Genomic DNA, 13,319 nt, shown 5'->3' with positions numbered 1-13,319 from the left:
AAACTATGAATATAAAACTTATCGCCAGTGACCTAGATGGAACATTATTACATAACGGCGCACAAGAAGTCAGTTCTGAAATTATTACTTATATTAAAGAATTAACCAAGCATGGAATTCTATTTGTCGCAACAAGTGGTAGACAATATGCAAACCTACGCAGATTATTTGCTCCTGTACAAAATGATATTGCATATATATGTGAAAATGGTGCACTTGTTATGTATCAAGACCAAATTATCTCAAAATCCTGTATCGACCGTGAAACTGGTTTACAACTCATGGAGGATATACTTGCGACAGGCTCTTGCGAACTTCTATTATCTGGTCAATCAACTGCATATGTGCAACCAAAGAATCCTTATTTCGCTTACTTCTTAGAACATGTTGTTCACAATAGTGTTACTATCGTTGAAGATTTCCATTCAGTTGATGAACCTTTTTATAAAATTTCAATCTGTGACGAAACAGGTGTTGCAGAAAACTCTGCACCTTTCTTTATTGATAAATGGAGCACTACTCTTAAAACAACCATCTCTGGTTTTGAATGGTTAGACTTCAATCATCCTGATACAAATAAAGGTAATTCTTTGTGCGCTCTATGCAATCACCTTCAGATTACAACAGACCACGTTATGGCTTTTGGTGATAATTATAATGATATCGAGATGCTTACCACTGCCAAATATGGTTATGCCATGGAGAATGCACACGACGATATCAAAAAGCTTACCCCTTACCACACATCTTCTGTTGAACAAACGATTTATGATTTTTTAAAGACATTATAAAATATGATACAAATCATATTCCAAAAATGCTTGTACTAAGTTGTGTACTCCACTTAGTGAGTTGAAAGGTCATGCATTTTATCCTTATATGAAAAGCATAAGAAATTATCAAAATCAAATCTCAATATATCTAATAAGAAGCAAACATCTCTTCATCTTGTTTGCTTTTTTATTATTTTCATTGACTTTTTCAACAAACAGTATTACATTAAGTTTATAAATATACAAACAATATTTTGTTTTGTTTGAAAAATATTTTATTATAACTACTTTCACTATCAATTAATACTTAAATTGCATAACGCACTTCCCTATGAACCATTTCAAACACGAAAGGAATAACACCATGAACTTACAATACGAAATTAAGAACTTTTTAGATGCAGATGGCCATCTAACGATGTTCCCTGCAAAGAAAAAAAATCAAATAATAACACTATTTTATCTCGCTTCTAAGATTCCTGCTGTACAAACATATACAGAAAAAGAAATCAATACCCTACTTGAAAAATGGCATACATATAATGATTCTTGCACGCTTCGCCGTGAGCTATACAACTATCATTTTATCGGACGCACATCTGATGGAACTGCTTATTATAAGGAGAGTTCACAACCACTTCCAAGCGATTTTGGTATTGACACTTCCTTCGAACCTATTGATATTTTCAATGGTCTTAAATATCACCTTCCTGATTACCAACTTATTCGATTGACAAAGAAGCATAAAGAGGAAATTTTTGATTTATACTCTTCGAATCCTTACTATTTTAGCCTTACACAGGAGCATCCTATCACTTCTGAAGAAAGCATTGCCGACCTTGAAGCAATACCAGAGAACTTCCCAATGAAGCAAAAGTTCTACTTTGGTATCTATCAAAATCGGCAAATGATAGCTGTTATGGAATATCTTGTTGGTTATGATTATGAACATACAAATGATATCAAAACGATTTGGATTGGCCTTTTTATGATTCATGGAAACTATAAAAGACAAGGTCTTGGTACGGAACTTATGCATACATTTCTACAGGTTGTCAAAGAAAATGAAATTCACAAAATCCAACTTGCCTGTATCGAAAGCAACATAGAAGGCTATGCATTTTGGTCGCAATTAGGTTTTAAGAAAATCACTCAAACCAATACGGTTTTATCAAACAAAGAAACATGTCCTGTTATTTTGTTCGAATACGATTAACCGCTTCGTGCCAGCCCTGTACAAGATTGTATCGTTCCTCTTCTGTCATATTCACAGAAAAGCTTCTTGATAATGACCAGTTTTCCTTAATTTCCTCTTTGCTTTCATAATAACCAACGGCTAATCCAGCCAAATATGCTGCACCTAAGGCTGTTGTTTCAATACAGCTAGGTCGTAGCACTGTCGTATTCAATATATCTGCTTGAAACTGCATGATGAAGTTGTTTGCACTCGCTCCACCATCAACTTTGAGATTTTTTAAAGGAATACCCGAATCATTTTCCATCGCTCGCACGATATCATGCACTTGGTATGCAATGGATTCCAAAGTTGCACGTACAATGTGCTTATCATTAACACCCCTTGTAAGACCAATAATTGCACCTCTAGCATACTGATCCCAGTATGGTGCACCAAGCCCAGTAAATGCAGGCACAACATACGCTCCGTTTGTGTCTGCTACTTCCATTGCCAGTTTTTCAGACATCGCTGCATTCTCAATTAGACCTAGCTCGTCACGTAACCACTGTATCGCCGCACCAGCAACAAATACACTACCTTCTAGGGCATACTCAATACTTCCCTTTCTGCTTGCTGCTATCGTTGTTAATAACCCATTTGTCGATTTTACTGCCTTATTACCTGTATTCATAAGTAGGAAGCAACCTGTTCCATACGTATTCTTTACTTCCCCTTCCGAAAAGCAACACTGTCCAAACAATGCTGCTTGTTGGTCACCAGCCGCTCCTGCGATTGGTATGTTTCCTCCTAGAATTTTAATTCTTGTTTCTCCATATACTTCGCTTGAAGATTTCACTTCCGGCAACATGCATCTTGGTATATCCAATAATGCAAGAATCTCATCATCCCACTTGCACTCCTTAATATTATAAAGCATTGTACGTGATGCATTCGTATAATCCGTTACATATACATCCCCTTTTGTCAGATTCCAGATAAGCCATGTATCAACTGTTCCAAAAAGTAAGTCTCCATTTTCTGCACGTTCTCTAGCTCCTTCAACATGGTCAAGAATCCATTTGATTTTCGTTCCTGAGAAATATGCATCTGGAATTAAACCTGTTTTTTCTCTAATTGTCGAATCCATCTCCATTTCAATTAGCTGGTCGATAATATATGAAGTTCTCCTGCATTGCCACACAATTGCATTGTATACTGGTTTTCCTGTGTGCTTGTCCCATACAATTGTTGTTTCTCGTTGATTTGTAATTCCTATTGCTGCAATATCTTCTGCACTTGCATTTATCTTAGCCATAGCTTCTGTCATAACGCTAACTTGTGACGACCAGATATCTATGGGATTATGTTCCACCCAACCTGCTTTCGGATATATCTGCGTAAACTCCTTCTGTGCCATACTTCTGATATTACCTTGCTTATCAAACAAGATACATCTTGAACTTGTCGTTCCTTGATCTAATGCCATTATATATTGTTTCATTGTAATAACCCTACCTTTCTTGCCTAATATCTCTACATAAATCATAAACAACAATATGTGTAAAATCAAGGTTAAGTCTATTGTCAAATACAGAAATTTCTTTGCATCTTTCTGATTGACATTTTATGCCCTTGACTTCTCTTAACTTCCTGTTATACAGTATATAGTATGTCTAAATTATATCGAAAGGAAGTATCAATACACACCATTATGGCAAATTCACTTACTAAAAATAAACCTTTAATGCGGCATTACATATTTCGAATTCTAATGCTTGCAATACCAATTGCACTTCAGAATCTAATTAACGTAGGTGTCAGCGTAACAGACACTTTAATGATTGGAACAATCAGCGAGGAGCAATTATCCGGCATCTCTTATGCCAACCAACCTTATTTTGTATTCACAACGGTACTATTTGGTCTATCATCTGGCTCTATTGTTTTAACTGCTCAATATTGGGGCAAACGTGAGTTAGAACCCATTCGTGCAATTCTTGGTCTTATGCTTAGAATCGGCGTTGTTGTCGGTTTCCTAGTATCCACATTTGTACTTATCGCTCCCGAAACAGCAATGTCCATCTTCACTAATGAACCTGAAATCATTGCCTACGGTGCAAAATATTTACGTATTGTTGGCTTTTCCTATATGTTCTCTGGCTTTACAGGCATATACCTAATGAGTATGCGAAGCACTGGAAATGTATATATATCCGCCTGTATCTATGGTATTTCATTTATACTAAACGTTTTTCTAAACTGGGTACTTATCTTCGGACACTTAGGTATGCCTAGAATGGAAATTCAAGGTGCAGCAACTGCCACATTGATTAGTCGTATATTTGAAAGTCTTTTAACGATTGTCTATATGCATTGCCACGAGAAACAATTACACTTTACTTTAAAAGATCTCTTTCATAAGACCCGCAAATACTGGTCTACCCTTGTTCGTTTTAGTATCCCCGTCCTACTGAGCGAAGTTTGTTGGGGAGTTGGAATCTCTGTTCAAGCCGCAATTATTGGTCGCCTTGGCAAAAGTGCCATTACTGCTTCTAGCTATATTAATCAGGTGCAACAATTAGCTGGTATCGTACTTATTGGCTTCGGCATTGGTGCTGGTATCGTTATGGGAAATGTTATTGGAGAGGGAAAAGAAAAGGAAGCGTTACAGATATCAAAAGAATTATTAAAGGTTAGTATGGTACTTGGCGCTATTGTTTCCGCGGCAGTTCTTGCCTTTCGTCCCATTGCACCAAACTTTATTAACTGCTCAGACGAAACAGCTACCATGATACAAAGTATGCTCTTTGGCTCCGCATATCTCCTATTCTTTCAATCATTTACGCTCCTTACTATGGCTGGTATATTGCGCGGTTCTGGAGATACCATTTACTGCACAACGCTTGATATCGCAACGTTGTTTGTTCTAAAATTAGGAATTGGAATATTCGTTGCTAGTATACTGAAAGCGAGCCCTGTTATTGTATATTTTATCTTATGTAGCGACGAAATGATTAAAACAATACTTACCGTTCCACGAATTCTTAAAGGAAAATGGATTCACCATACAACTTTAGATTAGTATTATCCAAAAAAGAAGAAAAGCCTTGTGATAGATATTCTACCACAAGGCTTTTCTTTAACATAAACTCTTTATCTGTACTTCTTATTCTTCATCATCAGATGCAAATTCAAAGTCTTCATCATCATCTGCTAATAAAACTGGTTCTGAATCTTGATCCATATCCAAATCAATATTAGCTGCCATGATATCATCCTCTTCACCCAAATCATCTGATAACATTAATTCTTCTGTCATATCACTATCAAGTTTTACGGAACGATATCTCTTCATACCTGTACCTGCTGGTATTAGTTTACCGATGATAACATTCTCTTTCAGACCGATTAATGGGTCAATCTTACCTTTAATAGCTGCTTCAGTAAGAACTTTTGTTGTCTCTTGGAATGATGCTGCTGATAAGAATGAGTTTGTAGCAAGAGATGCTTTCGTAATACCAAGCATTACTTGTTTACCTTCTGCTGGTTCTTTACCTTCTGCAAGAAGTCTTTCATTTGTCTCATCGTAATCAAGAATATCAACTAATGTTCCTGGTAAGTATTCTGTATCTCCGTTTTCCTCGATACGAATCTTCTTAAGCATCTGACGCACGATAACCTCAACGTGCTTATCATTGATTTCTACACCTTGTAAACGGTATACACGTTGAACTTCTTGTAGCATGTAATCTTGAACTGCACGAACACCCTTAATTTTAAGGATATCATGAGGATTTACACTACCTTCTGTTAACTCATCACCAGCTTCAAGGATTTGACCTTCTGAAACTTTTATTCTTGAACCATAAGGAATTAAATATGCCTTAGATTCTGCTGTTTCGCTGTTTGTTACGATAACTTCACGTTTCTTCTTCGTATCACTGATTGTAACAGTTCCACCAAATTCTGCAATAATTGCAAGACCTTTTGGCTTTCTTGCTTCAAAAAGTTCCTCGACACGAGGAAGACCTTGTGTGATATCATCACCGGCAACACCACCAGTATGGAATGTACGCATTGTAAGCTGTGTACCCGGTTCACCGATTGATTGAGCTGCAATGATACCAACTGCTTCACCAACTTGTACTGGTTCACCAGTTGCCATGTTCGCTCCATAACATTTCGCACAAACTCCGACATGAGAACGACAAGTTAACATGGTACGGATTTTTAATTTTGCTTCGAATCCTGCATCAACGATTTCTTGTTTCTTTACAATTCTTGCTGCACGTTTTGGTGTAATCATATGATTTGCTTTAACGATTACTACACCACTATCATCACAAATTGTTTCACAAGAGAATCTTCCTGTGATTCTTTCTTCTAAGCCTTCGATTACTTCTCTACCATCTGTAAAGGCTGTAATCCACATACCTGGAATTTCTTTTCCTTCTTGACAGTCAATTTCACGAATAATCAAATCTTGAGATACGTCTACAAGACGACGAGTTAAGTAACCTGAATCGGCTGTACGTAACGCTGTATCCGAAAGACCTTTACGAGCACCATGTGCTGAGATAAAGTATTCCAGTACATCAAGACCTTCACGGAAGTTTGACTTGATAGGAAGTTCGATTGTTCTACCTGATGTATCCGCCATCAAACCACGCATACCTGCAAGCTGTTTAATCTGTTTATCAGAACCACGGGCACCAGAGTCAGCCATCATAAAGATGTTGTTGTATTTATCAAGTCCGGTAAGAAGCGCTTCTGTGATTTCATCATCGGCTTCCTTCCAAGTTTCAATAACTGCTTTATATCTTTCTTCTTCTGTCATAAGACCACGACGGAAGTTTTTAGCGATTACTTCTACTGTTTCTTCTGCTTCTTTTAGAATTGTTTTCTTCGCTTCTGGTACTGTCATATCCGAGATAGAAACTGTCATAGCAGCACGAGTTGAATATTTATAACCAAGAGATTTAATTGCATCAAGTGTTTCAGCAGTGTTTGTTGCACCGTGTGTATTGATACATTTCTCAAGAATTTGTTTTAATTGTTTCTTTCCAACATGGAAATTAACTTCTGGTACTAAGAAGTTTTCATCTTTTGTTCTATCTACGAAACCAAGATCTTGGCTTAATATTTCATTAAAGATGAAACGTCCTAATGTAGATTCAATCATTCTTGATTCCTCTACACCATCTTTATTGATACCTGTTCTTCTAACTTTGATTTGAGCATGAAGAGTGATTGCACCATTTTCATAGGCAAGAATTGCTTCATTAATACTCTTAAAGCAATGTCCTTCTCCCATATCACCAGGTCTTCCCTGTGTTAAGTAGTAGATACCAAGAACCATATCCTGTGAAGGAACGGCTACAGGACCACCATCAGAAGGTTTCAATAAGTTGTTAGGTGAAAGTAATAAGAAACGACACTCTGCTTGCGCTTCCACTGATAATGGTAAATGCACCGCCATCTGGTCACCATCAAAATCGGCGTTGAATGCTGTACATACAAGTGGATGAAGTTTGATTGCTTTACCTTCTACAAGAATTGGTTCAAATGCTTGGATACCAAGTCTATGAAGAGTAGGAGCACGGTTAAGCATTACTGGATGTTCTCTGATAACTTCCTCTAATACATCCCATACTTCTGTTTGAAGTCTCTCAACCATCTTCTTAGCAGATTTAATATTATGAGCAGTTCCTCTTGCAACTAACTCTTTCATTACAAATGGTTTGAATAATTCGATTGCCATCTCTTTTGGAAGACCACATTGGTAGATCTTTAACTCTGGTCCTACTACGATAACGGAACGTCCTGAGTAGTCAACACGTTTACCAAGTAAGTTTTGACGGAAACGTCCTTGCTTACCTTTTAACATGTCAGAAAGAGATTTCAGTGCACGGTTACCTGGACCTGTAACTGGACGTCCTCTTCTACCATTGTCGATAAGAGCATCAACAGCTTCTTGTAACATTCTCTTCTCATTACGAACGATAATGTCTGGTGCTCCAAGCTCTAATAATCTCTTAAGACGATTATTTCTATTGATAATTCTTCTATATAAATCATTCATATCAGAAGTCGCAAATCTACCACCATCAAGTTGAACCATTGGTCTGATATCTGGAGGGATTACTGGTACTGCATCAAGAATCATCCATTCTGGTTTGTTGCTTGATTCTCTGAAAGCTTCAACAACCTCTAATCTCTTTATAATTCTAGCTCTCTTTTGACCAGTTGAATCTTTCAAACCTTTTTTAAGTTCTTTTGATTCTTTCTCTAGATCAATTGCGCTAAGAAGCTCTTTGACTGATTCTGCACCCATACCTACGCGGAAACGGCTACCATATTTATCATAAGCTTCTTTGTATTCTTTTTCATTCAATACTTGTTTGTATTGTAAATCAGTATCACCTTTATCAAGTACGATATATGATGCAAAATATAATACTTTTTCAAGGATTCTTGGTGATAGGTCAAGAACAAGACCCATTCTACTTGGTATTCCTTTGAAGTACCAAATATGTGATACTGGCGCAGCAAGTTCAATATGTCCCATTCTTTCACGACGTACACTTGCCTTTGTTACTTCAACACCACAACGATCACATACTACACCTTTGTAACGAATCTTCTTATATTTACCACAATGACATTCCCAGTCTTTGTTTGGTCCAAATATTTTCTCGCAAAACAAACCATCTTTTTCTGGTTTTAATGTTCTATAGTTAATTGTTTCAGGTTTTTTTACTTCGCCTCGTGACCATTCAAGAATCTTTTCTGGAGAAGCTAATCCGATTTTTATCGCATCATACGTCATTTCTGAAACATTTTCATTCATTAAATCTGACATTTGTCTGGCACTCCCTTCGTTTGTCTGTGTAAGGACTCTACTTTAAACAGTAAAATTCCGTCCAATGTCGATTGACTTCATTATACATACAGCTTTATTGACACCAAAACAAGCATTCCTGCTTGTTCTGATGTTTCTATTATTTTATTTCTTAATCTTCAAACTCTTCGTCACTACCAAGGTCGATATCTTCCTCTGTATCAAAACCATCGAATATGCTTTCTTCTTCGTCTTCTGCTGAAGTCTCTGAGAATCCTGCTGCACTAAATGGTTCATCTCCAAAGCCGAAGTTTTCTTCTCCCTCAATCAGTGGAGTTAAATCTTCTTCACCATAATCGATTGTTTCTGTCATCTGAATCTCATTTCCATTTTCATCAAGAACAGTAACATCAAGAGCAAGTGATTGTAATTCTTTAAGAAGTACCTTGAACGATTCAGGAATACCAGGTTCTGATATATTCTCACCTTTAATAATTGCTTCGTAAGTTTTAACACGACCAACAACATCATCGGATTTAACAGTTAAGATTTCTTGCAATGTGTAAGCAGCACCATATGCTTCAAGTGCCCAAACTTCCATCTCTCCAAATCTCTGTCCACCGAACTGCGCTTTACCACCAAGTGGCTGTTGTGTTACTAATGAGTAAGGACCAGTTGAACGAGCATGAATCTTATCATCTACCAAGTGGTGAAGTTTCAAGTAGTGCATGAAACCAACTGTTACAGCACTATCAAAATATTCTCCTGTTCGACCGTCACGAAGTCTTACCTTACCATCTCTATTGATCGGAACACCTTCCCATTCTTTACGGTAATCCATGTTGTTTTCAAGGAAATCCATTGTATCTGGGTGAAGGGTATCTTTATATTTTTCATAGAATTCTTCCCATGAAGTATTAACATAGTCATTAGCCAATTCTAATGTATCCATGATATCAAACTCGTTTGCGCCATCGAATACTGGTGTTGAAACTTTAAATCCAAGTGCTGTAGCAGCAAGACTTAAATGGATTTCAAGTACCTGACCGATATTCATACGTGAAGGTACGCCTAGAGGGTTAAGTACGATATCAAGTGGACGACCATTTGGTAGGAATGGCATATCTTCTGCTGGTAATACGCGGGAAACAACACCCTTGTTACCATGACGACCCGCCATCTTATCTCCTACTTGAATCTTTCTCTTTTGAGCGATGTATACACGAACGGTTTCGTTTACACCTGGAGATAATTCATCTCCATTCTCTCTAGTGAATACTTTTGCATCAACGATAATACCAAATTCTCCATGAGGTACACGAAGGGAAGTATCACGAACTTCTCTTGCTTTCTCTCCGAAGATTGCACGAAGAAGTCTTTCTTCTGCTGTTAATTCTGTTTCACCCTTAGGTGTAACTTTACCAACAAGGATATCTCCTGCACGTACTTCTGCACCGATTCGGATAATACCTCTTTCATCAAGATCTTTTAATGCATCATCACCAACACCAGGAACATCTCTAGTGATTTCTTCTGGTCCTAGTTTTGTATCTCTTGATTCTGCTTCATATTCTTCAATATGGATTGATGTATAAACATCTTCTTGTACTAATCTTTCACTTAAAAGTACAGCATCTTCGTAGTTGTAACCTTCCCAAGTCATGAAACCAATAAGAGGGTTTTTACCAAGTGCTAACTCGCCTTTTGAAATAGATGGACCATCTGCAATAACTTGACCAGCATGTACTCTGTCACCTTTGAACACTACTGTTCTTTGGTTCAAACAGTTACTTTGGTTACTTCTAAGGAACTTAGAAACTTTGTATACATCTTTTGTTCCATCATCGTTCTTAACAAGAATTTCTGTTGCTGTTGCTCTTTCAACAACACCATCTTTCTTAGAAACAACACAGTTACCAGAGTCAACTGCAGCTTTACTTTCCATACCAGTACCTACAACAGGTGATTCTGTAATTAATAGTGGTACTGCCTGACGTTGCATGTTCGATCCCATTAGGGCACGGTTCGCATCATCGTTTTGAAGGAAAGGAATCATAGCTGTTGCAACAGAGAATACCATCTTAGGAGATACGTCCATTAAGTCGATTTTAGCCTTTTCAAACTCAGATGTTTCTTCTCTAAAACGACCAGAGATATTACTACGTACAAAATATCCATTGTCATCTAATTCTTCATTCGCTTGCGCTACTACATATTTATCTTCTTCATCCGCTGTTAAATAAACAACTTCATCAATTACTCTTGGATTCTTCGGATCTGTTTTATCAACTTTTCTATATGGAGCTTCTACAAAACCATACTCATTAATTCTTGCATATGATGCAAGCGAGTTGATAAGACCGATGTTTGGACCTTCGGGAGTTTCGATTGGACACATTCTACCATAATGTGTATAGTGAACGTCACGAACCTCGAATCCGGCTCTATCTCTTGATAAACCACCTGGTCCAAGTGCTGATAAACGTCTCTTATGTGTTAATTCACTAAGAGGGTTATTCTGATCCATGAACTGTGACAACTGAGAACTACCAAAGAATTCCTTGACAGCAGCTGTAACAGGTTTAATATTAATTAAGGATTGTGGAGATACTACTTCTAAGTCTTGCGTTGTCATTCTTTCACGAACAACACGCTCCATTCTTGAAAGACCAATTCTATATTGGTTTTGAAGCAACTCACCAACCGCTCTGATTCTTCTGTTTCCTAAGTGGTCAATATCATCACTTGTACCAAGTCCATGCTCTAAATGCATGTTATAGTTAATAGAAGCAAGGATATCGTCCTTTGTAATATGTTTAGGAACTAATTCATTGATATTCTTTTTAACCGCAATGATAATATCTTCATCATTAGAATTTTCTTCTAATATCGCTTTTAATACTGGATAGTAAACATCTTCTGTGATTCCTAATTCTTCTTTGTTTACATTAACATACTCTGCTAAGTCTACCATTAAGTTTGATAATACTTTTACATTTCTCTCTTCTGTTTGAACAAAGACATATGGCACACCAGTATTTTGAATTTCTACTGCAAGTTCTTCTGATACGAATGTTCCTGCCTCTGCAACTACTTCACCAGTTTCCATGTTGATAACATCTTCTGATAATGTAAATCCAGTAATTCTATTTTTAAGTGCTAATTTCTTATTGAATTTGTAACGACCAACTTTAGCAAGGTCATATCTTCTAGCATCAAAGAACATGCTATTGATTAAACTCTCCGCACTTTCTACTGATAATGGTTCACCTGGACGAAGCTTTTTATAAAGTTCTAATAAACCATCTTGGTAGTTGTCTGAAGTATCTTTTGTGATACTTGCAAGGATTTTTGGTTCTTCACCAAACAAATCTAAGATTTCTTGATTTGTACCAAATCCAAGTGCACGAATAAGTACTGTAATAGGTACTTTTCTGTTTCTATCTACACGAACATAGAAAATATCATTCGAGTCTGTTTCGTACTCTAGCCAAGCACCTCTGTTTGGAATAACTGTAGATGAGTATAACTCTTTTCCAATCTTATCGTGTCCAACTGAGTAGTAGATTCCAGGGGAACGTACTAACTGGCTAACGATAACACGTTCTGCTCCATTAATAACAAATGTACCTGTCTCTGTCATTATTGGCAAATCACCCATGAAAATATCATGTTCATTAATCTCGTCATTTTCCTTGTTATGAAGTCTGACTTTTACTTTAAGTGGCGCGGCATAAGTAGCATCTCTAACCTTACACTCCTCAATTGAATACTTAACATCATCTTCGCATAATGTAAAATCAACGAACTCTAAGCTTAAGTGTCCGCTATAATCTGCGATAGGAGAGATGTCATCAAAGACCTCATTTAGTCCTTCTTCTAAGAACCATCTATAAGAGTCTTTCTGTACTTCAATGAGATTAGGCATATCAAGTACTTCTTTTTCTTTGGAATAACTCATTCTCATGCCATTACCAACTTTAATTGGACGTATTTTGTTTTTATCCATTGACGTTTTCACCCCTTGAAATTTTTATATGAATGTGCTATAATCAACACATATCCGATTTAAAGCACAAGACACCACAATAGTGCATTTTTCATGTTAGCATAAATATCCAGACTTGTCAACACCCTTTTGGGGGTGTTTTTTTATTGTTTTTTATACTATGCAATACATATTATCTTTACTATCCGAAAGTAGTATGAATTTTATCACTACTATCTTGTATTCTTTTTTCTAATATGTTATTCTTCTTATTATATAGAAGAAACACATTCGTTACTTAATTCCTATTTTTTTATTTTGTACATACCCATATTATAGAAAAATGCATTCCATATTTAAGTATGTCCTATTTTTTACCTTTTTATAAGTAAGTTGGAAGATAAATATATTGCTAAGGCATATTTGAAAGTTCATTACCCTCTGTGCACCCTCCACTCAGCGATCTGAAAACTCAAAATTCGCAACTGCGAGGTGCTCTCTATCAATCAACATACGCAGAAACTCAATGAATTGTACCAA

The 13,319-nt window shown here is 36.7% G+C and carries 6 protein-coding genes; 3 read left to right on the top strand and 3 right to left on the bottom strand.

What is annotated here, in order from left to right; translation table 11 throughout:
• Positions 1-5: 5 nt before the first annotated feature.
• On the top strand, positions 6-791 hold the full coding sequence (locus tag RMR19_RS02565) for an HAD family hydrolase (protein WP_310601927.1): 786 nt from the start codon (positions 6-8) through the stop codon (positions 789-791).
• A 346-nt stretch (positions 792-1,137) separates the two neighbouring features.
• Positions 1,138-1,989 carry a GNAT family N-acetyltransferase gene (locus tag RMR19_RS02560; protein WP_310601926.1) on the top strand — a complete coding sequence of 284 codons (852 nt, stop codon included), beginning with the start codon at positions 1,138-1,140 and terminating at the stop codon, positions 1,987-1,989.
• Here the strand turns inward: RMR19_RS02560 and glpK are convergent.
• Positions 1,967-3,451, bottom strand: coding sequence for a glycerol kinase GlpK (glpK, locus tag RMR19_RS02555; RefSeq protein ID WP_310601925.1), 1,485 nt, complete (start codon positions 3,449-3,451; stop codon positions 1,967-1,969). The two genes, RMR19_RS02560 and glpK, sit on opposite strands and share 23 nt — an antisense overlap.
• 210 nt (positions 3,452-3,661) lie before the next feature.
• Here glpK and RMR19_RS02550 point away from each other — a divergent pair, with 210 nt between their 5' ends.
• Positions 3,662-5,032, top strand: coding sequence for an MATE family efflux transporter (locus tag RMR19_RS02550; RefSeq protein WP_310601924.1), 1,371 nt, complete (start codon positions 3,662-3,664; stop codon positions 5,030-5,032).
• 84 nt (positions 5,033-5,116) lie between these two features.
• On the opposite strand, the gene rpoC is transcribed toward RMR19_RS02550, so the two are convergent.
• Positions 5,117-8,812 carry a DNA-directed RNA polymerase subunit beta' gene (rpoC, locus tag RMR19_RS02545; protein ID WP_310601923.1) on the bottom strand — a complete coding sequence of 1,232 codons (3,696 nt, stop codon included), beginning with the start codon at positions 8,810-8,812 and terminating at the stop codon, positions 5,117-5,119.
• 151 nt (positions 8,813-8,963) lie between these two features.
• Positions 8,964-12,800 carry a DNA-directed RNA polymerase subunit beta gene (gene rpoB, locus RMR19_RS02540; RefSeq protein ID WP_310601922.1) on the bottom strand — a complete coding sequence of 1,279 codons (3,837 nt, stop codon included), beginning with the start codon at positions 12,798-12,800 and terminating at the stop codon, positions 8,964-8,966.
• Between the last annotated feature and the right edge of the window lie 519 nt (positions 12,801-13,319).

It is taken from the genome of Anaerosporobacter sp. (assembly GCF_031551385.1).
Lineage (GTDB): Bacteria > Bacillota > Clostridia > Lachnospirales > Lachnospiraceae > Anaerosporobacter.
Note: the sequence above shows the minus strand (reverse complement) of the source record. Positions and strands in the feature narration are given on the sequence as shown.

Excerpts from the sequence above, each read along its gene's own strand:
- RMR19_RS02565 (WP_310601927.1), top strand. The coding sequence starts at position 6 with ATGAATATAAAACTTATCGCCAGTGACCTAGATGGAACATTATTACAT.
- RMR19_RS02560 (WP_310601926.1), top strand. The coding sequence starts at position 1,138 with ATGAACTTACAATACGAAATTAAGAACTTTTTAGATGCAGATGGCCAT.
- glpK (WP_310601925.1), bottom strand. The coding sequence starts at position 3,451 with ATGAAACAATATATAATGGCATTAGATCAAGGAACGACAAGTTCAAGA.
- RMR19_RS02550 (WP_310601924.1), top strand. The coding sequence starts at position 3,662 with ATGGCAAATTCACTTACTAAAAATAAACCTTTAATGCGGCATTACATA.
- rpoC (WP_310601923.1), bottom strand. The coding sequence starts at position 8,812 with ATGTCAGATTTAATGAATGAAAATGTTTCAGAAATGACGTATGATGCG.
- rpoB (WP_310601922.1), bottom strand. The coding sequence starts at position 12,800 with ATGGATAAAAACAAAATACGTCCAATTAAAGTTGGTAATGGCATGAGA.